Origin of the sequence: Methylobacillus draconifructus (assembly GCF_045984385.1) — a bacterium.
GTDB lineage: Bacteria > Pseudomonadota > Gammaproteobacteria > Burkholderiales > Methylophilaceae > Methylobacillus > Methylobacillus flagellatus_A.
This window is the reverse complement of the sequence record NZ_JBJQIJ010000001.1, coordinates 189,072-212,482: the sequence shown is the minus strand read 5'-3', so window position 1 is coordinate 212,482 and position 23,411 is coordinate 189,072. Positions and strand designations below refer to the sequence as shown.

Genomic DNA, 23,411 nt, shown 5'->3' with positions numbered 1-23,411 from the left:
AAGAAAAGCACAATATCAAATGCATATAATTTTAAAACTGTCAGTATCTATTTTCTTGTTCATCATCACTGGTTGCGCTACGGTTCCTCAGCAACAGGTATTAAATTCAGCGGGAAATCGAGCATATCTTACCTCGCGTTACCAAGAAGCAGCCCAGCGATATGAAAAGGCGCTGGAGGCTGCGGAGAAAAATAAAGACAAGCAATTTATTGCAATTGCTTCATATGGTTTGGGTAGGGCAAAAATTAAACTTTGTCAATTCGATGAAGCCGAACATTGGTTGAAAGAATCAATTAAGGCACGTGAAAGCGTACCTGATTCCAACATGGCATACATGACACAAAACCTATCAGAGCTGGCCCGCCTGCATATGGCACAGCAGCGGTATTCAGATGCCATTCCGTTGTTTGAGAGGGCAACACCGATGCTTTATAAACTTAATATTGAGCAAAGCGACCCGATTGCACTTGCAGATCAATTTGATGCATATGAAGAGTCTCTACGAAAGATCGGCCGGATAGTAGAAGCTGATGAAATCGCGGCAAAATCCTTGGAATTGAGGATAAAAAATCCTGGCAAATTTGCTCACTTCCGACCAGATCAAATTTCAAAAAATTGTTTCCCCCCTGTCAATTAAAGAATTGAGAAAAATATGAAGATCAAAACTATATTTATTTCTTTACTTGCTGTGTGTGTAGTGGCTTGTGCAGCACCCATCAATCGAAAAAATGCAGAAAATTATACAAGGCAAGGCGCTATCGCCATGGCAAACAATGATTGGCAAACGGCGCGCCGGGCATTTGCACGTGCTGTCGTCAATGCTGATCTTGGCGGTGTGGCACCGTCAACCCGTGCGGTATTGAGTTACGAATATGGCCGCTCTTTAGGTGCCACCTGCTTTTTTGATGATGCAGCTTACTATCTGAAGCAGGCGTACGACTTGGACAAGCAAACAGGCGGTCCGCTTTACATGAGTCTGGTTGAACTCGCCCGGTTACATCTGGATCAAGGGAAGTTTGCAGAGGCAGCCACCTATTATCAACAGGCAATCCCTGACCTGAAACGCCACAATATTCCTCAAGTCGGGCCTATAGGCTATGCCGATACTCTGGATGAAGCCGCTATTGCATTAGATGCCATCAGCCAAAAAGAAGAGGCCTCCACATTAAGGCAGCAAGCTATCACTCTTCGTTCAGAACATCCCGGACAAAAATCCATAACCGACCGGACACCTTATGGAAAATTCTGCAATTGAACACTTTTTTAAACTTCCCGATCCAATTTGAAACGTTAGCAATCATAGGGGACAACCTACTTTGCCCCCAATTATTAAAATTTCCCGCACGTCTGTGAGGCTGCTTGCAAGGCCGGGATAAAAATCAATTGTCGTTAATTTTATAGGGGTAAATGATGAAAAGAAAAACCTGCTTCGGCGTTTTGGCCTTATGTGTGCTGACTTTCAGCGCTTGTTCTACAACGCCTGTCATGACGAATACTCAATTGAAAGATGGCTTGATCAACAGCGATGTGGTTATTTTACCCATCGACAAGCCCGTTTCCCTCGTAGAGAGAACGAAAGCCCAGGCCATTGGCAATATGGTGGTTTCGTCCGTGGCTGGAAGTGCCGCTGCAAGCGCGGGAGGCGCTGGCAACATGCAGCAGTTGCAAAGCAACGTACAGATCGGGCAGCAATTCGGCCAGCAGTTGAACCAGGCATTGCCTAACAAGCATGCTGTCAGTGCCGGCCGCGGAGTGGAGGCTGCTCTGGCAAAGAGGCTGACGGATTTTTTTGACACGCTCCATTCAGGCGGTGCACCCAAAGCGCATACCTATTACATGGCCATCCACCCGCGCTTATGGGAGTTGGGCTACGTGTCGCTGCTGACGAGTCAGCAGTACGCCCTGAATTACCTGATCGATGTATCCATCCTGGAAAAGCATGAGGAAAAATATCAACCGATCAGAACTTTCAGTTGCACGGGCAATGCCGCCGAAAAAATGCCGTTAGATGATTGGAAAGCCAATAACTATGAAAAGGTGGATACGGCAGCCGAAGCAATTGTGGAAAAATGTTTTAGTCAATTCGTCGCCGCCATCAAGCTTAAATAATCGGAGCTTTCGGTCCAAACCTAGACAAGAATCAAAGGGGTCAGACTCGATTGATCGTACGATGCATATCTCCTCAATATCCTATCTCTCATGCAGAGGCATACATTGCCAGTCTTTCACCTAATCCTGATGATCAATCGAGTCTGACCCCTTTGATTTCGGCTTTCTACATTGTTCAGAGCAACACTTTACAAAAACCAATACCGACTCTTTGAAAAGTGTTTATTTACCAACACCATGGGTCGTTTAGCGAATGCCCAACAATATGGTGTTGCATACCCAACACCTTAAAATAATCAAAATAAAAACTTAATCCAATAAAATCAACATCATAAACAAGAGCCCCGAATGGGCACGAGATTTGCGCTTTATTCCTCAACTAAAAAGGGGAAATTGTCGTGAATCAATCATCCACATTGGGGAAATCAGCCATCAAGCTGGCAGGAAGAGTATCAACCGGCAGCATGCTCATCTGGGCAACACTGGCGCCAGCCGCTGATGACCAGATTGCCGACATTGACGGCAATCCCGCATCAGTTTCTATCCAAGCTGAGCAGGAGGCCGAGAGGAACAGGCTGCAATCCGTTGTGGTGACTTCGCAAAAACGTAGCGAGAATGTTCAGGATGTACCCATACCTATCAGTGTGATTGGCGGAGACAAAATCCAAGATACGAGCTTGTCCTCGGCCTCGCAAATCGGCAATTACATCCCAAATTTTTCTGCGGAGCGCAATAATGGTCATGGTTTGCCGCGCTGGAACCTGCGTGGGTTATATACCGGCGACCCGCAAGGCACGACGGTTTCCCCTCTCGGCGTCTATTACGACGACATTTATATTTCCAATGTCACCGCCGCCAACCGTCCGCTGTTCGACCTGGAACGGGTAGAAGTATCGCGTGGGCCGCAAGGCACGTTGTGGGGTAAAAACAGCACGGCAGGTGCCCTCAACTTCATCTCCAAGAAGCCCACTTTTGACCCGGATGGCTTCATCAAGCTCGATGGCGGCAGTTATGACAGGCGCCGAGTGGAGGGTGCCATCGGCGGTGCCATTCTGGATGAAAGGCTAGCCGGACGTATTTCCTTCTATGACGAAAGCCAGGACGGTTTCGGCCGCAATGTCTATGGTGGCGACAGCCGTCGCGGCAAACTTGAAGATCAGGCATTTCGCGCGCAACTGTTGGCCAAGCTTAGCGAAAACCTCGATACCCTGCTTACCGTGCATCACCGAGAATACAAGACTGAAGGCGTCTTGGCGCGTGCGACGAGATACGGCACCGGTGCAAACGGTGCAGACCAATATGGATTTATCGGAACACCGGGACTCACCAATAGCAATATCAATGGTCGCAGCCCCTTAGTGACCCAGGAGGGCATCAGCAACCGTCTGACCTGGCAACTAGGCCGCCTGGAGTTGACATCGATCACTGCGCTTGACGATTACCGCTCTCGTGCACGCGGTGACACGGACGGTGATGGCGGGCCGTACGATTTGCAACGCAGCTGGGCCGGGTATCAACGCAGCAAGCAACTATCGCAGGAGTTCCGCCTGGCATCTCCACGCGAAGACAGGTGGAACTGGCTAGTAGGCTTCCACTATTTCCGCGAGGATGCTTCCCAAAGCAGCGCCACGGCCCGGTTGCCTAATAGCTATAACACTACGCCTAGCTTCGACCGAAACGACTGGGACCAGAAAACCACCAGCTACGCATTTTTTGGCAGCAATACATTCAACTTCACAGAACAGTTCAATGTCACCGCAGGCCTGAGATGGTCGTCCGAAACCAAGAAAATCAACCTGCTTAGACGCGCCAGCAGCGGATCGGCAAGCTTCAGCAACCTGAACCAATGGTGGAAGTTCTCATCCGTCACGAGCCCTTTGGTGGATGCCGCAGTTCAGGACCAGGAAAAAACCTGGCGCGACTGGAGCTGGGACATCACGCCGGAATACAAGGTCAACGATAACCTGCGTGTTTATTTCCGCTATGCGCGGGGTTTCCTCTCCGGCGGCTTTAACGGCGGCGCTAACAACCAGGCCGCAGTGGGGCTGGTCGATCCTGAATACCTGACCGACTATGAAATCGGCTTGAAATCCGAGTGGCTAGACGGCCGCCTCAACTTCAATGCCAACGGTTTTTACTATGATTACAAGGACATTCAGACCAATGTGCAATTCGTGTACCAGAACCGTTATACCTCCTTCCGCACCAACGGCGCCAAAGGCAAGGTCTGGGGCACGGAATTTGAGCTGAGCGCGCTTCCTGTAGACAACCTCAGGATCAATGCCGCCTTATCCCGGTTGCATACGGAATATACGGATTTCGTCACAGCCAACGGCACGGACTATACCGGGGACGAGTTCGGCCGTTCGCCGAAATACAGCGTCATTCTCGGAGCTAATTACCGCATTCCGCTTGCTGGCAACAATGCCATTGTCTTCGATACCAATTGGAATTACCGCAGCCCGCAATGGCTTTCGATCGACCATACGAACAAGGCGTTCCGAGATGATTCGCGCCTATTGGGCCAGGCCAGCGTCTCCTACCTGATCAATGGTGGCGACATCAAGCTCACCGCCTACGTCGACAACATCACCGACAAACGATATCTGGCGAACTCAGCACCCGGCGGATTCAACACCGGCAATTTCACCTATGCCGAGCCTCGTACCGTAGGGTTTTCAGTCACAAAACAATTCTTCTGATGAATCAAGATGCCGCACTCATGATGAGGCCGCGGCTTTTTATATCGTGAGGATATTAGCCATGCATATACGTCTGATCGGGTTATTAGTATTGTTGACAAATATTCCGGCACTACCAATACAAGTCACCAACATCGCCATGGCAACAATTCCGCCTGATTGGAGCACTGTGGCATGGCAACGCATCATTGACGCAGACATACAAGATACCAGCAACTATTTGGCACTCAATGCCAGTCCTGATTTATCCGCCCATCGATATCCATCCATCAGCCACGATGCACAGGCGATGGTTGAAAGCAAATATTCATCAGCAGGAATCCATGTGCTGGCAAGCATTCATTAACGACGACATGTCGCACCGCGATATGGACCATGAAACTCATTTGTACCAATGGAGAAATCAATGCAATTCAAGATAAAACCAATACTGGCCGCAGCAACACTCGCCTTGGCCAGTTCGAACACTTACGCGTTGGAGAGCGTAAACAAATCCCTACTGCAGGCAATTGATAAAAAGCTGGAAGCAATACAGCCTGAGATCATCGCAGTACGGCAGGATATCCACCAGCATCCGGAGCTGGGGAACCGCGAAGTGCGCACCAGCAAGCTGGTTGCTGAACGCTTGCAAAAACTTGGCCTGGACGTGAAAAGCGGAGTAGGCGTAACAGGAGTGGTTGCGGTACTGAAGGGTGGAAAACCTGGGCCAGTCATTGCATTGCGCTCGGAGCTGGATGCGCTGCCGGTCGAGGAAAAGACCGGCCTGCCCTACGCCTCCAAGGAACGGTCTGAGTATAACGGCGAGAACGTCGGCGTCATGCACGCATGCGGCCATGATGGCCATATTGCCATTTTGCTGGGCGTGGCAGAGGCTTTGGCTGCGAACCGTGAGAAACTGGCTGGCACAATCAAATTTGTATTTCAGCCTGCGGAAGAAGGGCCTCCAGATGGGGAAGAAGGTGGCGCGGCATTATTGGTAAAAGAGGGCGTGTTGGAGAACCCGAGACCTGGTGCCATCTTTATGTTACACGTCGGTGCGGGTGAATCTGGCAACCTCAGCATCACCAGAGGTCCTGCATCTGCCAGTTCTGACCATTTCACCGCAAAGATTACGGGCGCTCAGTCCCATGGCGCTGCTCCATGGCGTGGGATAGATCCTGTACCTATCGCGGCGGAAACCATCCTTGCCTTGCAACAGATTCCCAGCCGCCAAGTAGATCTAGTGAGCGCACCAGCTCCCGTCATCAGCATTGGACGGGTTGATGGTGGTGTACGTCATAACATCATTCCTGAGTCCATCAGCCTGGATGGCACCTTACGCACAAAGTCCAACCTTCAGCGCGAGGATGTGTTGAAGCGCATCCAGCGTGTGGTCGAACATGTATCAGCTGCACATGGCGCCAAGGGTGAATTTATTCTCGATAGTCATCACTGGCCTGCCGGATACAATGAGCCGGTGTTTGTGGATAGGGTGATCCCCAGCCTGGAAAGTGCAGCCAAAGCGGAAGGAAAACAATTCAAGATCAATACCATTTCAGGCTATCACGGCGAAGACTTCTGGGAATATGGCAAAGTGATCCCGGCATTGGCATTCGGACTGGGAGTCACGCCGCCTTCAATCCCACTTGATAAAGCCGCAGGAAATCACTCCCCCTATTTCCAGTTGGATGACAAGGCATTGATCGTCGGGCAAAAGGCTTTTGTGCGGATCGTACTGGACTACTTTGCCAAGGGCGGTTACGACCTGCCTCCCCCGCAACAGCACTAGAACAAACACTAAAATAAAAAGCCAGCTGACGCTGGCTTTTTTATGCAGCTCGCTATCGTTACAGCAACACTTTCTCTATCCCGCCATTGTTGGCCTTTTGCACGTAATCCTGCATCCAGTTTTCGCCCAGCAGGTGCTTAGCCATTTCGACGACAATGTAGTCGGCCTCGATGCCGGTATCCTCGCCGTAGCGTGACAGGCCTTGCAGGCAGGACGGGCAGGAGGTGAGGATTTTCACGTCCTGCTCGGGACGGCCCGGGGTCAGGCCCATTTTCGCCATGCCTTTTTCCAGTTCTTCCTGCTTGCGCATTTTCACCTGGGTGGCGATATCGGGGCGCGCGACGGCGAAGGTGCCGGACTCGCCGCAGCAGCGGTCGTTGAGCGCAACGTCGTTCTCGCCCACCAGCGCCTGCGTCACTTTCATCGGCGCATAGGTCTTCATCGGCGTATGGCAGGGGTCGTGATACATGTAGCGCGTGCCGGTGACGCCCTCGATCTTGAAGTTCTTCTCCATCAGGTATTCGTGGATGTCCAGCAATCGCGCGCCCGGGAAGATGCGCTCGAATTCGTACTTCTGCAGCTGGTCCATGCAGGTGCCGCAGGAGACGATCACGGTCTTGATGTCGAGGTAGTTCAAGGTATTGGCGACGCGGTGGAACTGCACGCGGTTGTCGGCGGTGATCTGCTGGCCCTTGTCGTGGTTGCCGCTGGAGGTCTGCGGATAGCCGCAGCAGAGGTAGCCGGGCGGCAGCACGGTAATCGCGCCGGCCTCGTACAGCATGGCCTGGGTGGCGAGGCCGACGGTGGAGAACAGGCGCTCCGAGCCGCAGCCGGGGAAGTAGAACACCGCGTCCGAATCGTCGGTGGTCTTCTGCGGGTTGCGGATTACCGGCACGATGGTGTCGTCCTCGATGCCGAGCAAGGCGCGCGAGGTCTTGGTCGGCATCGCCTTGGGCATCGGTCGGTTGAGGAAGTGGATCACCTGCGCCTTGATCTCGGGCTTGCCCAGCGTTTGCGGCGGCGCCTTCTTGGTGCCGTTGAGCACGCCCAGCCGCTTGAACAGGCCGTGCGCGACGCGCTGCGCCTTGTAGCCGAAGCCGACCATGGCGGTGCGCATGGCGCGGATGGTGGCCGGATCCTTGATGTTGAGGAAGGTCATCGCCGCCGTGGTGCCGGGGTTGAAATGCTTCTTGCCTTGCTCGCGCAGGAAGTTGCGCATGGCGATGGAGACGTCGCCGAAGTCGATATCGACCGGGCACGGCTTCTCGCAGCGGTGGCACACCGTGCAATGGTCGGAGACGTCGTTGAACTCGTCGAAATGCTTGAGCGAGATACCACGCCGGGTCTGCTCCTCATACAGGAAGGCCTCGATCAGCAGCGAGGTGCCGAGTATCTTGTTGCGCGGGCTGTAAAGCAAATTGGCGCGCGGCACGTGCGTGGTGCACACCGGCTTGCACTTGCCGCAGCGCAGGCAGTCGCTGATGGAGTCGGCAATCTCGCCGATCGCCGATTGCTCCATGATGATGGATTCCTGCTCCAGCAGGCCGAAGGAGGGCGTATAGGCCGAATGCAGGCCGGAGCCCGCCATGAGTTTGCCCTTGTTGAAACGGCCTTCCGGGTCGACCTTGGCCTTGTAGTCGGCGAATTTCGCCACGGTCTTGTCGTCTAGGAACTCCATCTTGGTGATGCCGATGCCGTGTTCGCCCGAGATCACGCCGCCCAGGCCGGTCGCCAGCTTCATGATGCGCGCCACGGCTTCGTGCGCGGTCTGCATCATTTCGTAGTCGTCGGAGTTCACGGGAATATTGGTATGCACGTTGCCGTCGCCCGCGTGCATGTGCAGCGCGACGAAGACGCGGCCTTTGAGGACTTGCTTGTGTATCTCGTCGCAGCGCTCGAGGATGCGGCGGTACTCGCGCCCGGTAAAGATGCGGTGCAGTTCCTTCTTGATGTCCTGCTTCCAGGAGATACGCACCTGGTGCTCCTGCACGGCGCGGAAAATGTTCTCCACGGCAAGGTCGCTGAAATCCGGCCCGAGCAGGGAAATCGCGCCGTCTAGGTTGTCCAGCACCTTTTGCCAATGCTGACGCGTGGCGGCGAACAATTCCAGCGCCATCTGGCGCTTGGCGGCAACGCTTTCAGGGTCGGCTTGGGTTTCGTCGTCCTCATACAACGGCAGGTCGCCTTCGATAAAGGCCTCGAGCGCATCCAGCAACTTGAGCTTGTTCTTGATCGAGAGCTCGATGTTGATGCGCTCGATGCCGTCAGAATAATCGCCCAGGCGCGGCAGCGGAATCACCACGTCTTCGTTGATCTTGAACGCATTGGTGTGCTTGGCGATCGCGGCGGTGCGCGCACGATCGAGCCAGAATTTCTTGCGCGCCTCGCTAGACACGGCAATGAAGCCTTCGCCGCCGCGCGCGTTGGCAAGACGCACCACCTGCGAAGCCGCTTCGCCTACCCCGGCCTCGTCGTCGCTCGCGATATCGGCGATCAGCACCATCTTGGGACGCTCGCTGCGGTTGGCCTTGGTGGCGTAGCCCACCGCGCGCAGGTAGCGCTCGTCCAGGTGCTCAAGCCCGGCGAGGATGGTGTTGGGGTGCGCGTCGAGATAATCCTTGACCTCGACGATGGAAGGCACGGCAAGCGCGACGTGGCCGAAGAACTCCAGGCACACGGTGCGCACGTGCTTGGGCATGCGGTGCAGGATGAAGGTCGCCGAGGTAATCAGGCCGTCGCAGCCTTCCTTCTGGATGCCGGGCAGGCCTGAAAGGAACTTGTCCGTGACGTCCTTGCCGAGGCCGACGGTACGGAAGCTGGGGCCGGGAATGTCGAGTAATTCCGGCTCGCCGATGATGGTCTTGCCGTCCTCTTCATAGCGCGTGATGCGGAACCGCGCGGTCTCCACGTCGTGGATCTTGCCGAGGTTGTGGTCGAGGCGCTCGATGAACAGCCACTGCGCGTCCGGCGTCACCATGCGCCACGAAGCCAGGTTGTCGAGCGCTGTGCCCCAGAGCACGGCTTTCTTGCCGCCGGCGTTCATCGCGACGTTGCCGCCTATACACGAGGCGTCGGCGGAAGTCGGATCGACGGCGAACTCCAGCCCGGCGGCGCTGGCCGCCTCCATCACGCGGCGCGTCACCACTCCCGCGCCGCAATGGATCACCGGCACAGTGCCGTCCATGCCTGGGCCATTAACACCAGGCAGCTTGGCGTAAGTCACGTCGGAATACTGGTCGAGCTTTTCGGTGTTGATCACCGCGGAAAGCTTGGTGAGCGGCACGGCGCCGCCGGTATAGCCGGTGCCGCCACCGCGCGGAATGATGGTCAGGCCGAGCTCGATGCAGACGCGCACCAATGCGGCGATCTCCTGTTCTGTATCCGGCGTGATCACGACGAACGGGTATTCGACGCGCCAGTCGGTCGCGTCCGTCACGTGAGAGACGCGCGACAGGCCGTCAAAGCGGATATTGTCCTTGCGCGTATGGCGCGACAGCCTGCTCAATGCCTGTTTGCGCAGTACCTCGATGTCCTGGAACTCCTGCGCAAACGCTTCAACCGCCTTGCGTGCCGCCACCACCAGCTTGAGCACCTTGGCGTTGCCCGCGCTGCGCTCGTCTATGGCCTTGATGCGGTGCGCCAGCGCGTCGATCAAGGCCTTGCGACGCTTCTTGTTGGCAAGCAGGTCGTCCTGCAGATACGGGTTGCGCGATACCACCCACAGATCCCCCAGCACCTCGAACAACATGCGCGCCGAACGGCCGGTCTTGCGTTCGGAGCGCAGCTCGTTCAGCACGTTCCAGATATCCTCGCCCAGGAAGCGGATGACGATTTCACGGTCGGAGAAGGATGTGTAGTTGTAGGGGATTTCGCGTAGGCGGGCAGTCATGCTGATCATTACGGCTAAAGGCACAATTATATCATGGGGATAGATACAAAAATAAGCGCAAATGCAGTACTGGCGCGGCTTTCAAGAGAATGAGAATTGTTAGCATACGCAAGAAAGCCTGTGCATTTCAGATGACAAACCCGGTGAAAAGCACCACAATGCCATCATAGATACATTGATGTTGGAATGGTTGTCTTCACCATGTCGCAGAAATTACGCAAAGTCCTGGTCCCTCTCGCCATTGTCGGCCTGCTCGCCTTTCTTGGTTTTTCCCTGACGCAAAAGCCGCAAGCGCCCGACATCACCTTCGTTACACTGGAGGGCAAGACCATTCCCCTGTCTTCCCTGCAGGGCAAGCTGGTATTGGTGAATTTCTGGGCAACCGACTGCCCCGGCTGCATCGCGGAAATGCCCGGATTGATCCAGACCTACAAGCAATACAAGGACAAGGGGTTTGAGGTGATTGCGGTCGCCATGTCATACGACGGCATCCAGCAGGTCATCAACTATTCCCACAACAACGCCCTGCCCTTCCCCGTCAGCCATGACAGCAGCGGCAATGCCGCCGTACAGTTCAACGATGTCCGCGTCACGCCGACCTCGTTCATCATCGACAAGCAAGGCCGCATCATCCAGAAATTGATCGGCGAGCTGGATTTCGGCTCCCTGCGCAAACTGCTTGACCAGCATATTGGAATGGCAGGCTGACATGCTGTGGATCAAGGCTTGGCATATCGTGTTCATGGTGACCTGGTTCGCCGGCCTGTTCTATCTGCCGCGCCTGTTCGTCTACCATGCCCAGACCGAAGACCGCACCGGCAGCGAACGCTTCAAGATCATGGAGCGCAAGCTGTTCTTCGGCATCATGACGCCGGGAGCGGTGCTCACCATCGCGTTCGGCCTCTGGCTATGGCAAGGTTACGGTTTTTCAGGCGGCTGGCTGCACGCGAAGCTCACATTGGTCGCGCTGCTGGTTGCCTATCATGTGTATTGCGGCAAGCTGCTGTTCGATTTCAAGCACGACCGCAACCGTCACGGCCACGTTTTTTACCGTTGGCTGAACGAATTGCCCGTGCTCTTGCTGGCCGCGGTGGTGATATTGGTGGTCGTCAAACCTTTCTAGCCAGGATATGCCTATGTTCAATCGAAATCACTCATGGTTGATGCAATCCCTCAAGGCAAGCAAAGACAAGCCGCAATCGCGCTTGTTGAAAATTTTCGACCTGACGCTCATGCCCGCACGACCGTTGCAGGATATTGAACAAGAGCTGCTGCGGCAAAAAGCCAGCCTGACCCGCTTCCTCAGCAAGCAGGCCAAGGCAGGCGGCGCCCAGCTGCCTGAGATACTGGCGCAGCAAATCATCATCATGCTGGAAAATGCGTTGCGGGAAGAACTGCAGCACCCAGGCAGCCAGGCATTGCGCCATGCGCGCACGGCCAGCGACGCCTTGATTCACGCCCAATGCGACGGCAGCTGGCGCAAACTGCGGGACTTCGGCATGAGCGCCAGCTTCATCAGCCTGCTGGGGATCACCTTGTTTATGTCGTGGTACATGCTGCGGGAAACGCCAACGGTGCACAAATCCTCATCCAGCCACCAATTATGGAACACGGTGGCTCAGGAAAAAGTCGCGAGCCCGCACCATGTCGCGGAACTTTACAACGCCATCGAGCGCATGCGCCAAGGCAATTGCCAGTTCCCCCAGGCATTGATGCTGGGCGCTTCCGAACGTGGCGTGTTCCTCACCAACATCGTGGCAGGCAATCTTTCCAGCCAGGCCGAGGAAATCATCCTGGCCACCCAATTGTTGAAGAAAGTGAGCTGCGAATACAGGCCGCTCACCATGCTCTCCGAATCGGAACAGGCCTATATCAAAGCCCAGCTGACGGTTCCTTTGGTCACGGTCAAGAAGCCCATCCAGCAATCCTGAACAGTTCCTGAAAACAAGAAAGCCGGTTTCCCGGCTTTTTTGTTGCTTATTTAAGGGCGCTCAGTGCAAACTGGCTTTCAATTGCGACAAGCCGGATTGGAATATGCCCGTGATGGTGTCCACGCCCGCTTTGTCGTCGCTCGGCGCCTTGCGCTTGAATTGGCTGACCCACACCACGCGGCTACGCGTTCCTTCAGGCCTCACTGAAAGCGTGGCGCTGTATTCGCTCACCGGCAATACGCTTTCCGTAATTTTGTACGAAAGCTTCATCTTCTTGGCATCACGCGCAGTCAAGGTCTCATGGATCTTGCCGCCATCCTTGAGGGTCAAAATGCGTTTCGCGCCAGGTTTTTCCTCATCGCCGTCCACGATCTCCGTCGAGGCGATTCCCGGATGCCAGCTCATATCGTCGAAATGGCCGATCTTGGCCCACACCACCTCAGCCGGCGCATCCAGCACAATGGTTTCTTTCACGGAAAGCGGTTTATCCGCCGCAAAGACTGAAGACGCAATCACCATCAGCCCGCCCAACCCCCATGATAAAAGTTCTCGCATACATACCTTCCTGTAAATAGCAGACTAGTTTGTTCCTACAAATGCAGCGGCTGTCAATTTACACTTTTTTATACTTTTGTAACAGTTTGTTTACACTTAAACCAAGCAGGATTCAAAAGCAGGACTTATACTCGGGCATTAGCCGGATGATGCAGATAATGAATCTGTTATTCACCTGCTTTGGCATGAATATGTATATACTGCCCAGTATATAAACATTGCGTACAATCTGTACGTTCAATAAGGAATCGCATTATGTCCGTGCTACGGGAAAAAATACTGCATGTTGCCTCCGACCTGTTCCAGACGCGTGGCATCAACTCCACCGGGGTCGATACGATCGTCGCGGTCGCCGGCACGACCAAGATGACGTTGTACAAGTATTTCCGCAGCAAGGAAGACCTGATCCTGGAAGTGCTCCAGAAAGGCCATGCCGACTTCACCGACTGGCTCAGCCAAAACCTCAGCAAGAATGCCAGAAAGCCTTCCGAGCGCCTGCAAAAGCTGTTCGACTTCATCGAGGAATGGGTCACGGCGCCGGATTTCCGCGGCATGGCCTTCCTCAAGGCATCTGCCGAATTCCCCAATGAGGAAAACCCTGTCCATCGCCTTTCGGCCGAGCAATCGCGCCAGTTCCGCCAATTCCTGGCAGAACTCGCCGCCGATGCCGGCGCACGCGACCCGGACAGCCTGGCGTTGCAGCTCTCCATCCTGATCGAGGGCGCCATCCAGGCTGAGCAAATCAAGCGTGGCTCCGGGGCAGTGAAATATGCCAAGAAGGCAGCCAAAATCCTGATCGAGAACTCATTGGAGAAACAAGCAGCGTAACTGCACCGTCATCCGCCACCCCACAAGAAGCCCGCAGCCTTGCGGGCTTTTTTCATGCTTGCAGTCGGCCTGCAGGCCCTAGATAATGCGGGTTTATACACGATTGCGATAGATAGGCTCTAGACATGCGGATATTGATTTGCGGCTCCATGGCATTTGACACCATCATGGTTTTTGGCGACCAGTTCAGGAACCATATCCTGCCAGACAAAATCCACATGCTGAACATATGCTTCTTCGTGCCGGAAATGCGCCGCGAGTTTGGCGGCACAGCCGGCAACATTGCCTACAACCTCAAGCTGCTGCAAGGCAACCCGGTTATCATGGCGACAGTGGGCGATGATTTTGCAGGCTATACGAACTGGCTGGAACAACATCGGCTGGAAACCACCCACATCAAGAACATTCCTGGCACCTTCACGGCCCAGGCCTTCATCACCACCGACCAGGACGACAACCAGATTACGGCATTCCACCCTGGCGCCATGAGCGAATGCCACCAGAACAGCGTGCATGATGCGCAGGACATCGGCCTCGCCATCATCGCGCCGGACGGCCGCGAAGGCATGTTCCTGCACGCAAAGGAATGCCACGAGAAAGGCATCCCGTTCATGTTCGATCCCGGCCAGGGATTGCCGATGTTCAACGGCGAGGAATTACTGCATTTCATCGATCTTGCCACTTATGTCGCCGTGAACGACTATGAGGCGCAACTATTACAGGACAAGACTGGTCTTACGCTGGAACAGGTAGCGGAAAAGGTCACGGCCTTGATCGTGACCGAAGGGGCTAAAGGCTCTACGATTTATGCCGATGGAAAGCTATACAGAATTCCATGCGTGAAAGCGGAGCAGGTGGTGGACCCTACCGGCTGTGGCGATGCCTACCGCGCCGGCTTGCTTTACGGCATTGCGCAAGGATGGGACTGGACAGTGAGCGGGCGCCTGGCATCCGTGATGGGCGCCATCAAGATCGCCAGCCGCGGCGCGCAAAACCACAAAGTCACGCGCGAAGAGATTCAACATATTTATAGTCAGGTGCTGGTTGACGAAACATTGTCAGAATACGCTGAAGAACAAAACGCTTAAGGAGCAATAGCATGCGCATTACGTCTTTATTGGCAGCAGCAATTATTTTACTTACCCTGGGCGGTTGCATGAGCTCGAACTCAGGCGACGTATATAGCCGCGACGAGGCCCGCAAGACCCAGACCGTGCGCCTGGGCGTGGTGGAAAGCGTGCGCAACGTCAGGCTGGAAGGCACCAAGACGCCCATCGGCGGCGGCGCAGGCGCCGTGGTCGGCGGCATTGCGGGCAGCTCCGTCGGCGGCGGGCGCGGACAAGCGATTGCAACCGTGCTCGGCGCCTTGGTGGGCGGCCTGGCGGGCGCAGCAGCTGAAGAAGGCGTCACGCGCAAGGACGGCCTGGAAATTACCGTCAAGCTTGAAAGCGGCAACCTGATTGCCGTGGTGCAGGAAGCGGACGTCCAGTTCAACCCCGGCGACAAGGTGCGCCTGGTGGAAAGCGGCGGCGTCACCCGCGTGACCCATTAACTCGCTCTTCCCTCTCATCTCCATCAATGCCGGGCTTGCCCGGCATTTTCATAAAAGCTTAACCTGGTTTTAACCGTTCCGTCATTCGGCACTTTTAGAGTGTGGCCTATCTCAATCGTCAGGATAAGCCTCATGCTTGACCGGCAGTCTTCCCTTGGCACCAAGAATGGTGCCAGCCAGCTATATGTCAGCCTTGCCCGCAACGCCTCTGAAATCGCCGAAGCGCAACGCCTGCGCTACAAGGTATTCGCAGAGGAAATGGGCGCCAACGTCTCCGGCACTGAAGGCCTCGACCAGGACGGCTTCGATGCCTTCTGCGACCACTTGCTGGTCCGCAACCATGAAACCGGCGAAGTCGTCGGTACTTACCGCATCCTGAGCCCTGCCATGGCCAATGAAGCCGGCGGTTATTATTCCGCTGGCGAGTTCGATCTCTCGCGCCTGCGCCACCTCGCCTCCAGCATGGTGGAAGTCGGCCGTGCCTGCGTCCACAAGGATTACCGCATGGGCGGCACCATCACCCTGCTCTGGGCAGGCCTTGCCAACTACATGAAAGTGCATCGCTACGAATACATGATCGGGTGCGGCAGCATCGGCATGGCCGACGGCGGCCACATGGCGGCCAGCTTGTACCACCAACTGCAGCAGGATCACCTCTCGCCCGTGGAATACCGCGTATTCCCCAATTGCCCGCTGCCGCTGGAGGCATTGCGCAAAGACCTGGAAGTCGCCTGCCCGCCGCTGATCAAGGGTTACTTGCGCCTGGGCGCCTATATCTGCGGCGCGCCAGCCTGGGATCCCGACTTCAACACAGCAGACATGCTGGTTATGCTACCATTGTCGCGACTCAACAAACGCTATGCAGCTCACTTTTTCAAATAAGCTGCCGACCACCACCTGCTTGCCCGAAAAAAAGACGTCCCTGCCTATACAGCTATTCCGCCTGACGCGCCTTGGGTTGCACACGCTTTACGGCGTTGCCGTCGCGGCGACCATCCTGCCCTATGTGGGTGCTGCAAGGCGCGACAGGATCATCCGCCGCTGGAGCAGGCAGTTCCTGGGCATTCTCAATATCCAGGTCATTGCCAAGGGCCATGTTCCCAATGAGGATGTACGCGGCACCATGTTCGTCGCCAACCACATCTCCTGGCTGGACATCCATGCGCTCAACAGCATCCGCACTGTGCGTTTCATCGCCAAGTCGGATATCCGCTCGTGGCCGGTGATTGGCTGGCTGGTAGCGCAAGCGAATACGCTGTTCATCGAGCGCGAGAAAAAACAGGATGCCAGCCGCATGGTGGAAACTGCAGCAAAGAGCATCTTGGCTGGAGACTGCTTATGCTACTTTCCCGAAGGCACGACGACGGATGGCACGGAGCTGAGGCCGTTTAAGGGCAGTCTCATGCAGGCAGTCATTGATACGGATACGGCAATCCGTCCATTCTCGATCCGCTACCCCAAGATAGACGGCAGCATCAACACGGCGATGGCCTATCATGGCGAGACCACGCTATGGCAATCCCTGCGCATGGTGTTGGCGCAGCCAAGACCGGTTGTGGAATTGGATTTTGCCGCCCCGATTGCCAGCGCGAGACACGAAAGGCGCGGACTCTGCCTCATGGCAAGGCAGTCGATCGCCGCCAGGTTGAACCTGGACTAAAGGCTGAAGGAAGCTACGATCAGCTGCCCTTGATTGCACGGGCCCCGTCTGCAGGATGGCAAGGCACCTGGAAAGTCCGGCGGTCCTCAAGGCGCAGCGCCGTCAACTTGCCGCCCCATAGGCAACCCGTATCCAGCGCATAAAGATTGTCGCGCTGCTGCAAACCCAGCGCGGACCAATGCCCGAAAATCACCGTGGCATCGGCTGAGCGCCGTTCGGGTATGTCGAACCAAGGCAATTTACCCGCTGGGATATCGGCCAGCTCGCCTTTGAAGTCAAAATCCATTGCGCCGTCAGGCGTACAGACGCGCAAGCGCGTCATGGCGTTCGTGATCATGCGCAGGCGGTCCATCCCTTGCAAGCCGGGCTCCCAACGCAATGGATAGTTGCCATACATATGCGCAAGAAAACTTTGGTAGCCGTCACCACGCAAGGCGGTTTCTACCTCGCGCCCCAGCTCCAAGGCCTGATCGGCACGCCACTGCGGCAGCAAACCCGCGTGCACCACCACTAAGTCGCCATCCGCATGCATCATGGGACGCAAACGCAGCCATTCCAGCAGCTCATCCCGGTCAGGCGCATCAAAAATAGCCTGCAAGGTATCGCTGCGGTGCGCACGCACATAGCCCTCCGCCACAGCCAATGCATGCAGGTCGTGGTTGCCCAGCACCATGACCAGGCTGGATTCATGCGCCTTGGCCCAACGGAGCGTTTCCAGGGAACCGGAACCGCGATTGATCAAGTCACCGACCAGCCAGAGCTTGTCTTTTAAGGGATCGAACCGGATGACATCCAGCAGGGAAAGAAGGGAGCGATAACAGCCCTGGATATCGCCTATCGCATAGGTGGCCATGGGCTGTTTCTAAATTGAGGAAACTTCTGAAGAGACAGATACCAGAAGCAGTTATTCGCTCTTTTCTTCATCTGCTGTCGGCGCTTCAGCAGCAGGTTCATCATCAGCGTCATCTTCGTCTTCGCTGGCAGTATCTGCAGGCTTCGCTGCGGCGGCTGTCTCAGGCTTTTGCTCCACTACGGGATCATCAACCAAACCAGACTGAATGCCAAAAAACAAACGCGCAACAAGGAACAGCACCAGCAATGGCGCAAACAAGGCGCCTAATGCCGCAAGAATAAATTGCGTCTTGGTTGTTTTCGGAAAATCGTACTCGTGCGCGCTCATACAAAACCAATCCATACAGGGAAAATGCCAAGGATTATACTCAATAACCCCCGCTAGAGAAAAGGTTATAGCAAGGACAAGCATGTATTCATTTGCTATAATTCGTGTCCTGCTCAAAATGCGCCCGTAGCTCAGTTGGATAGAGTGTTGGTTTCCGAAGCCAAAGGTCACAGGTTCGACTCCTGTCGGGCGCACCATCACCGAATTAGAAGTTAGACTTTTCAAACCCGGCCTTATCGGAAGTTCGCACAAACTCGCGCGGTTACGCTCCTGAATATTTCCACACATGGTTTGCAGGGCATCGACTGCCGCATCCAACGCCATGAAAATGGCTTGAACATTTCAATGTCATACGGTTTTTTCTCATGAGAGGTTTGTGATGAGCAAAAATGTGGCAGCTCATAAATACAAATGAGATGTTTACTTATTTGTACTCAGAATATAAATTGCTCGGTAACTCACCCTAAGTTTTCCTATTCAAGGAGATTAATTTGCTGAGCGTGCCTGTTAATTCACGTTTATCCCCCTTCGCCATTTCACTCATGCTAGCGCTGGCAAGCATTCATTCCCATGCAGAAGAAGAAAAACATGAAGATTCCCCTTTGGAGGAAATAAATGTAACAGCCAGTGCGGATGCTTCTGCCGAGGGCTTGGTCAAATCCTATGCCGGACGACAGGTAGCAAAAGGTGCTCGCATCGGCTTGCTGGGCAATAAAGAGATCATGGATACTCCGTTTTCCTTCAATGCTTATACCAACGAGCTTATTCAGGATCAGCAGGCAAAGAGCGTGGGCGACGTATTGCTCAACGATCCTTCCGTGCGTGTTGCACGCGGCTACGGCAATTTCCAGGAATCTTATTATATCCGCGGCTTTATCTTGGGCTCTGACAGCGTGGCATACAATGGCTTATACGGCTTGCTTCCGCGTCAATATATTTCTGCCGAACTGTTCGAGCGTGTCGAGGTTTTACGCGGCGCTTCCGCGTTCCTGACTGGAACAAACCCTAATGGCGACGGCATCGGCGGTGCCATTTCCCTTTTACCCAAGCGTGCGCCAAACGAGCCTATCAACCGCGTCACCCTGGGTTGGAGCCGTGGCGACCAAGGCTTGGTATCGGCAGACTTTGCCCGCCGCTTCGGTCCGGATGAACGCATGGGCATCCGCCTTAATGTCACGCAACGACGCGGCGGTACCGGCATAGATGACGAACATGTTGAGCTCGGCCTTGCTTCGATTGGGCTGGACTGGCGTGGCGACCAGACGCGAATTTCCGCCGACCTCGGCTATCAAGACAACAAGCTGCGCGAAACGCGCACTAATGTGACATTGGCAGACAATATCACCACGGTGCCTCGCGCGCCCAAGAGCAGCAAAAACTGGGCACAGCCATGGTCATACTCAAACGAACGCGACCTATTCGGCACTCTGCGGGCCGAACATGACCTCAGCGACAATCTCACGGCATGGTTTGCCGGAGGCTTCCGTGAGAGCGATGAGGCCAATTCGCTTGCCAACCTGGAGGTATCCAATGGCGCTACCGGGGCTAGCTCGATCTACCGCTTCGACAACACCCGCGAGGATTCGGTCAGGACTGGCGAAATCGGCCTGCGCGGCAAGTTTTCCACCGGTCCGGTGGAGCATGAATGGGTATTGAGTTCCAGCTATTACAAGTTGGAGAAAAAGAATGCCTACGTCATGGATTATCTAAATGTCTTGGCCACCAACCTGTATGACAACGTGAAATACGCCCGACCGGGCTATTCGGTTGATGCACTGTATGGTAATACTCTCTCCAACCCACGCTTGAATGGCACTACCCTGCTGCGCAGCATCGCGATTGGAGATACGCTTTCCTTCCTCGACAAACGTGTGCTGCTCACATTAGGTTTGCGTCATCAGAAAGTCGATATCAAGAATTACACTTACAATACACTCTTGATTGATAGCGAGTCAGACCAGAGCCGTACAAGCCCGGTCGTCGGAGTAGTCTACAAGCCCACCAAGGCGGTATCGCTGTATGCCAATTACATCGAAGGCCTCAACACTGGCGAATCTGCCCCATTTCAAGCCAGCAATTCGGGCACCATATTACCCCCTTATGTCGCCCGCCAGCAAGAAATCGGTGTCAAGGTCGACCTAGGTAAGCTGGGCTTTTCCACCGCCTACTTCACCACCGACAAACCTCGTGGCGTAGTTGAAGGCGACGATGTATTCCGTACGAAAGGCGAAGACAGGCATCAGGGCATCGAGCTGATGGCGTTCGGGGAAGCAATGCCTGGCCTGCGCGTGCTAGGCGGCGTGACCTTCCTGGATACAGAACAGCGGGATACCAATGTCGCTGCTACCGAAGGGCAACGCACCATCGGCATCCCCAACAAGCAAGCCAATCTTGGCGCTGAATGGACGGTGCCTGGCATTAGCGGCCTTTCCCTTGACGCTCGGGTCATTGCCACTGGAAACGTCTATGCCGATGCGGCCAATACTTTATCCGTACCCGGCTGGACGCGCCTTGATATCGGCGCCCGTTACCTGATCGACCTAGGCGACAATTTATTGACGCTGAGGGGCAGAATCGACAATGTGACGGACCGCGATTATTGGGCATCAAGCGGCGGCTATCCAGGATTAGGATATTTGGTGCTGGGAGCGCCTCGCACTTTGACTATAAGCGCCACGCTGGATTTCTAGCTCGCCTATAATCCGGCTATCACATTGTCGGATATGCAGTCCATGATCTCGAGCAAGCTGCCTAAGGTAGGCACCACGATTTTCACTGTCATGTCGCAGCTGGCAACCGAGCATGGGGCTGTCAACCTAGGACAGGGCTTTCCTGATTTCGATGTGCCGCAAGCGCTAATGCACGCGCTCGAGCAGGCCGTGCGAAATGGCTTTAACCAGTATGCGCCGATGGCAGGCATCCCCGCCTTGCGGCAGGCGATTGCCCGCAAGACCGAGCGCGCTTACGGCTACATGCCCGACGCCGATCGTGACATCACAGTGACCAGCGGCGCCACCGAGGCGATATTCAACGCGGTTCACGCAGTGGTGCGTGCTGGTGACGAAGTGATTGTGCTTGACCCGGCCTACGACAGTTATGAACCTGCGATCGAGCTGGCGGGGGGAGTCGCGGTGCACGTGCCGCTGTCTGCTGAAACCTTCGCCCCGGATTGGCAGCGTATTCGCGATGCCGTCACGCCGCGCACGCGCATGCTGGTGATCAATACTCCCAACAATCCTTCCGGCGCGATATTCACCCGTGACGATATGCTGGCGCTTGCATCGTTAATCGACGACACGGACATCTGGCTGCTGTCCGACGAGGTTTACGAGCATATGGTCTACGATGGCGCTCGGCATGAATCTGTACTGCGCCACGCATCGCTGCGGGAGCGGGCATTTGTGGTATCCAGCTTCGGCAAGACCTACCACTGCACGGGCTGGAAGCTCGGCTATTGCATTGCGCCGCCATCCCTGAACGCCGAGTTCCGCAAGGTGCACCAATACAATGTGTTCTGCAGCTTCGCGCCGGCACAGCACGCTTTCGCTCATATGCTGGATGCCCAGCCGGAACACCACGAGCAGCTCGGCGCCTTCTACCAGGCCAAGCGTGACGGGTTCCGCGAACAATTGCTCACCACCAGTCTTTTCCCCCTGCCTGTACCAGGCGGTTATTTCCAGTTGGTGGATTATTCGGCCGTCAGCCAGTTGGACGACGTCGAGTTCTGCCGTTGGCTGACGATTGAAAAAGGCGTCACGGCGATCCCTCTCTCGCCTTTCTATGCCCAGCCACCAGCAGGCCAGCGCCTGGCACGGCTATGCTTTGCCAAGAACCAGGAAACGCTGGATGCGGCCATCGAGCGCTTAAAAGCGCTCTAGCCCGGCAACACTCCTCGCTCAGCTTCTCCGCCTCAATCGGGATTTCACGATCAATGCCTATGCTGGGCGCTGGAACTATTGCTCGGCAGGATTATCTTATTTTGCAATACCCCTTAATTCCATTTCACAATAAAAGGAGATTGATCATGGCAGACGTGCCTCATCAAAAATCCCCGCTGCTTCCAGATCGGCTCTTGCACGGCACGCCGCACAATCATCCAATCGAGCATATCTTCGGCATGTCTCCACAGCTTCCCTGCCTGGAAAGCGAAAAGACCCTGGTCAACTTCGTGCTGCCGCCTTGGAGCCAGTTCACCGACTGGGACAAGAACCGGCAGGCCCGCTTTATCGAGAATATTTTTCTCGGCGTGCCGATCGGATATTACGTGATCCATGCGCCGCAATGGCGCACAAGCGGCGTCAAGCCGATGTCGGGCTGGCTGCTGGATGGCGTCAACAGGATTACCGCCATCCGGGATTTTGTGGACAACAAGATCAGCATCTTCAATGGCGTTTTCCATGACGACCTGGACGAACTGACGCGCGAGAGAAGGTTCTATCATCAGCCTTTCCCTTGCTTTGAACTGCAATACTCGAATGACCTGCAGCATTTGCGGGCCATATACGAGCATCTCAACTATGGAAAGCTGGAGCATGCTTCAAGGACATATAGCCATTCGCGGTTACAATGACTTGATCACCTCGGCATGAGAAGGCCGCCAAGCAACGGCGCTGGGGAACGCCTTGCATGTCCAAATTGAAGCCCGACTGAAAGCTGTGGCAGAATCTACTATAATCAACAAGAAAAAATTCATGCTATCCGACGAAACCATAGCGCTTGCCAAATCCAGGGCCAATTATGCAGGCTTTGTGCCCGTTCACCAGAGCAACGACTGCATCAGGATCGCCTACGCCTGGCTGGACGCACAGATCAAGACCTCCGCACCATCCGAGGTGCCTGTAAGCCAGCGGGGGCTGATCCGCTCCTGGGGAGGCGCCTTGGTGATGTACGGCGACATTATCGTGGCGGCTGAGTTACATCCAGACATTCATGGCATTTATCCCAGACTCAACCTTTCCAGGGAGCTGACATTGCCTGATCCCGCCCGGCTAGCCAACGTTGCGGGCGCCAACGAACACCCCGCCCTCAAACAATTCGACGTGGCACGTTTTTATACGCATATAGAAAAACAGCACGTGCAGATTTAAGTCCTGACCGCTTTCACTGTTGACGGACGCGAAAAAGAGGACTACATTTTCATCCAAGGACTATCCACGCCAACATCGGCGTACTGAACATTTTTCCATACCAGCAACAGCGCTGGTAATGGTCAGAGCAAAAAAGCTCGCCAACCGTTT

The 23,411-nt window shown here is 55.1% G+C and carries 22 protein-coding genes and 1 tRNA gene; 19 read left to right on the top strand and 4 right to left on the bottom strand.

Going from position 1 to position 23,411, the window contains the following annotated elements; genetic code table 11:
* Positions 1-55: 55 nt before the first annotated feature.
* From ACKF11_RS01105 to ACKF11_RS01080, 6 genes are all read left to right on the top strand, one after another.
* A complete protein-coding gene (locus ACKF11_RS01105; RefSeq protein WP_407995656.1) occupies positions 56-637 on the top strand; it encodes a tetratricopeptide repeat protein in 582 nt (193 codons plus the stop codon).
* Between the two features lie 15 nt (positions 638-652).
* The gene (locus ACKF11_RS01100; RefSeq protein WP_407995655.1) at positions 653-1,255 is read left to right on the top strand and encodes a tetratricopeptide repeat protein; all 603 of its coding nucleotides are present in this window, start codon (positions 653-655) and stop codon (positions 1,253-1,255) included.
* A 152-nt stretch (positions 1,256-1,407) separates the two neighbouring features.
* Positions 1,408-2,109 carry a hypothetical protein gene (locus ACKF11_RS01095; RefSeq protein WP_407995654.1) on the top strand — a complete coding sequence of 234 codons (702 nt, stop codon included), beginning with the start codon at positions 1,408-1,410 and terminating at the stop codon, positions 2,107-2,109.
* A gap of 398 nt (positions 2,110-2,507) precedes the next feature.
* A complete protein-coding gene (locus ACKF11_RS01090; RefSeq protein ID WP_407995653.1) occupies positions 2,508-4,811 on the top strand; it encodes a TonB-dependent receptor in 2,304 nt (767 codons plus the stop codon).
* 61 nt (positions 4,812-4,872) lie between these two features.
* Positions 4,873-5,157: a hypothetical protein gene (locus tag ACKF11_RS01085; protein ID WP_407995652.1), complete on the top strand. Its 285-nt coding sequence runs from the start codon at positions 4,873-4,875 to the stop codon at positions 5,155-5,157.
* A 48-nt stretch (positions 5,158-5,205) separates the two neighbouring features.
* Positions 5,206-6,579, top strand: a complete 1,374-nt coding sequence (locus ACKF11_RS01080; RefSeq protein ID WP_407995651.1) for an amidohydrolase — start codon at positions 5,206-5,208, stop codon at positions 6,577-6,579.
* A 58-nt stretch (positions 6,580-6,637) separates the two neighbouring features.
* Here ACKF11_RS01080 and ACKF11_RS01075 read toward each other — a convergent pair whose 3' ends face one another.
* Entirely contained in the window at positions 6,638-10,468 is a 3,831-nt protein-coding gene (locus tag ACKF11_RS01075) for a DUF3683 domain-containing protein (RefSeq protein ID WP_407995650.1), read from the bottom strand.
* A gap of 186 nt (positions 10,469-10,654) precedes the next feature.
* On the opposite strand from ACKF11_RS01075, the gene ACKF11_RS01070 reads away from it, so the two are divergent.
* The 3 genes from ACKF11_RS01070 to ACKF11_RS01060 are packed head-to-tail and all read left to right on the top strand — an operon-like array spanning position 10,655 to position 12,399.
* Positions 10,655-11,176, top strand: a complete 522-nt coding sequence (locus ACKF11_RS01070; protein WP_407995649.1) for a peroxiredoxin family protein — start codon at positions 10,655-10,657, stop codon at positions 11,174-11,176.
* A gap of 1 nt (position 11,177) precedes the next feature.
* Entirely contained in the window at positions 11,178-11,591 is a 414-nt protein-coding gene (gene hemJ, locus ACKF11_RS01065) for a protoporphyrinogen oxidase HemJ (protein WP_407995648.1), read from the top strand.
* A 13-nt stretch (positions 11,592-11,604) separates the two neighbouring features.
* Positions 11,605-12,399, top strand: coding sequence for a hypothetical protein (locus tag ACKF11_RS01060; RefSeq protein WP_407995647.1), 795 nt, complete (start codon positions 11,605-11,607; stop codon positions 12,397-12,399).
* A gap of 60 nt (positions 12,400-12,459) precedes the next feature.
* On the opposite strand, the gene ACKF11_RS01055 is transcribed toward ACKF11_RS01060, so the two are convergent.
* A complete protein-coding gene (locus ACKF11_RS01055; protein ID WP_407994737.1) occupies positions 12,460-12,954 on the bottom strand; it encodes an SRPBCC family protein in 495 nt (164 codons plus the stop codon).
* Between the two features lie 255 nt (positions 12,955-13,209).
* Between ACKF11_RS01055 and ACKF11_RS01050 the strand changes: the two genes are divergently transcribed.
* The 5 genes from ACKF11_RS01050 (at position 13,210) to ACKF11_RS01030 (ending at position 16,994) form a co-directional block, all read left to right on the top strand.
* Positions 13,210-13,782 carry a TetR/AcrR family transcriptional regulator gene (locus tag ACKF11_RS01050; protein WP_309564386.1) on the top strand — a complete coding sequence of 191 codons (573 nt, stop codon included), beginning with the start codon at positions 13,210-13,212 and terminating at the stop codon, positions 13,780-13,782.
* Positions 13,783-13,907: 125 nt separating this feature from the next.
* A complete protein-coding gene (locus tag ACKF11_RS01045) occupies positions 13,908-14,870 on the top strand; it encodes a carbohydrate kinase family protein (protein ID WP_407995646.1) in 963 nt (320 codons plus the stop codon).
* A gap of 11 nt (positions 14,871-14,881) precedes the next feature.
* On the top strand, positions 14,882-15,334 hold the full coding sequence (locus tag ACKF11_RS01040) for an outer membrane lipoprotein (RefSeq protein WP_309564384.1): 453 nt from the start codon (positions 14,882-14,884) through the stop codon (positions 15,332-15,334).
* Between the two features lie 132 nt (positions 15,335-15,466).
* On the top strand, positions 15,467-16,216 hold the full coding sequence (locus ACKF11_RS01035; protein WP_407995645.1) for a GNAT family N-acetyltransferase: 750 nt from the start codon (positions 15,467-15,469) through the stop codon (positions 16,214-16,216).
* Positions 16,194-16,994 (top strand): lysophospholipid acyltransferase family protein, encoded by an 801-nt coding sequence (locus ACKF11_RS01030; protein ID WP_407995644.1) that lies wholly within the window; start codon positions 16,194-16,196, stop codon positions 16,992-16,994. The genes ACKF11_RS01035 and ACKF11_RS01030 overlap by 23 nt, the downstream gene beginning before the upstream one ends.
* Before the next feature lie 19 nt (positions 16,995-17,013).
* Here ACKF11_RS01030 and ACKF11_RS01025 read toward each other — a convergent pair whose 3' ends face one another.
* Positions 17,014-17,847 carry a symmetrical bis(5'-nucleosyl)-tetraphosphatase gene (locus ACKF11_RS01025; RefSeq protein WP_407995643.1) on the bottom strand — a complete coding sequence of 278 codons (834 nt, stop codon included), beginning with the start codon at positions 17,845-17,847 and terminating at the stop codon, positions 17,014-17,016.
* Positions 17,848-17,898: 51 nt separating this feature from the next.
* Positions 17,899-18,174, bottom strand: a complete 276-nt coding sequence (locus ACKF11_RS01020) for a hypothetical protein (protein WP_309564380.1) — start codon at positions 18,172-18,174, stop codon at positions 17,899-17,901.
* Positions 18,175-18,294: 120 nt separating this feature from the next.
* On the opposite strand from ACKF11_RS01020, the gene ACKF11_RS01015 reads away from it, so the two are divergent.
* The 5 genes from ACKF11_RS01015 to ACKF11_RS00995 all read left to right on the top strand — a co-directional run bounded on the left by ACKF11_RS01015 (position 18,295) and on the right by ACKF11_RS00995 (position 23,261).
* Positions 18,295-18,371: transfer RNA gene (locus tag ACKF11_RS01015), tRNA-Arg, on the top strand.
* A 303-nt stretch (positions 18,372-18,674) separates the two neighbouring features.
* The gene (locus tag ACKF11_RS01010; protein ID WP_407996023.1) at positions 18,675-20,864 is read left to right on the top strand and encodes a TonB-dependent receptor; all 2,190 of its coding nucleotides are present in this window, start codon (positions 18,675-18,677) and stop codon (positions 20,862-20,864) included.
* Positions 20,865-20,906: 42 nt separating this feature from the next.
* Positions 20,907-22,052 (top strand): pyridoxal phosphate-dependent aminotransferase, encoded by a 1,146-nt coding sequence (locus tag ACKF11_RS01005; RefSeq protein WP_407995642.1) that lies wholly within the window; start codon positions 20,907-20,909, stop codon positions 22,050-22,052.
* A 146-nt stretch (positions 22,053-22,198) separates the two neighbouring features.
* Entirely contained in the window at positions 22,199-22,744 is a 546-nt protein-coding gene (locus ACKF11_RS01000; protein ID WP_309564377.1) for a DUF262 domain-containing protein, read from the top strand.
* Positions 22,745-22,865: 121 nt separating this feature from the next.
* Positions 22,866-23,261, top strand: a complete 396-nt coding sequence (locus tag ACKF11_RS00995) for a hypothetical protein (RefSeq protein ID WP_407995641.1) — start codon at positions 22,866-22,868, stop codon at positions 23,259-23,261.
* The last annotated feature ends 150 nt before the right edge of the window (positions 23,262-23,411 follow it).

Excerpts from the sequence above, each read along its gene's own strand:
- ACKF11_RS01100 (WP_407995655.1), top strand. The coding sequence starts at position 653 with ATGAAGATCAAAACTATATTTATTTCTTTACTTGCTGTGTGTGTAGTG.
- ACKF11_RS01095 (WP_407995654.1), top strand. The coding sequence starts at position 1,408 with ATGATGAAAAGAAAAACCTGCTTCGGCGTTTTGGCCTTATGTGTGCTG.
- ACKF11_RS01085 (WP_407995652.1), top strand. The coding sequence starts at position 4,873 with ATGCATATACGTCTGATCGGGTTATTAGTATTGTTGACAAATATTCCG.
- ACKF11_RS01080 (WP_407995651.1), top strand. The coding sequence starts at position 5,206 with ATGGAGAAATCAATGCAATTCAAGATAAAACCAATACTGGCCGCAGCA.
- ACKF11_RS01075 (WP_407995650.1), bottom strand. The coding sequence starts at position 10,468 with ATGACTGCCCGCCTACGCGAAATCCCCTACAACTACACATCCTTCTCC.
- ACKF11_RS01070 (WP_407995649.1), top strand. The coding sequence starts at position 10,655 with ATGGTTGTCTTCACCATGTCGCAGAAATTACGCAAAGTCCTGGTCCCT.
- hemJ (WP_407995648.1), top strand. The coding sequence starts at position 11,178 with ATGCTGTGGATCAAGGCTTGGCATATCGTGTTCATGGTGACCTGGTTC.
- ACKF11_RS01060 (WP_407995647.1), top strand. The coding sequence starts at position 11,605 with ATGTTCAATCGAAATCACTCATGGTTGATGCAATCCCTCAAGGCAAGC.
- ACKF11_RS01055 (WP_407994737.1), bottom strand. The coding sequence starts at position 12,954 with ATGCGAGAACTTTTATCATGGGGGTTGGGCGGGCTGATGGTGATTGCG.
- ACKF11_RS01050 (WP_309564386.1), top strand. The coding sequence starts at position 13,210 with ATGTCCGTGCTACGGGAAAAAATACTGCATGTTGCCTCCGACCTGTTC.
- ACKF11_RS01045 (WP_407995646.1), top strand. The coding sequence starts at position 13,908 with ATGCGGATATTGATTTGCGGCTCCATGGCATTTGACACCATCATGGTT.
- ACKF11_RS01040 (WP_309564384.1), top strand. The coding sequence starts at position 14,882 with ATGCGCATTACGTCTTTATTGGCAGCAGCAATTATTTTACTTACCCTG.
- ACKF11_RS01035 (WP_407995645.1), top strand. The coding sequence starts at position 15,467 with ATGCTTGACCGGCAGTCTTCCCTTGGCACCAAGAATGGTGCCAGCCAG.
- ACKF11_RS01030 (WP_407995644.1), top strand. The coding sequence starts at position 16,194 with ATGCAGCTCACTTTTTCAAATAAGCTGCCGACCACCACCTGCTTGCCC.
- ACKF11_RS01025 (WP_407995643.1), bottom strand. The coding sequence starts at position 17,847 with ATGGCCACCTATGCGATAGGCGATATCCAGGGCTGTTATCGCTCCCTT.
- ACKF11_RS01020 (WP_309564380.1), bottom strand. The coding sequence starts at position 18,174 with ATGAGCGCGCACGAGTACGATTTTCCGAAAACAACCAAGACGCAATTT.
- ACKF11_RS01005 (WP_407995642.1), top strand. The coding sequence starts at position 20,907 with ATGATCTCGAGCAAGCTGCCTAAGGTAGGCACCACGATTTTCACTGTC.
- ACKF11_RS01000 (WP_309564377.1), top strand. The coding sequence starts at position 22,199 with ATGGCAGACGTGCCTCATCAAAAATCCCCGCTGCTTCCAGATCGGCTC.
- ACKF11_RS00995 (WP_407995641.1), top strand. The coding sequence starts at position 22,866 with ATGCTATCCGACGAAACCATAGCGCTTGCCAAATCCAGGGCCAATTAT.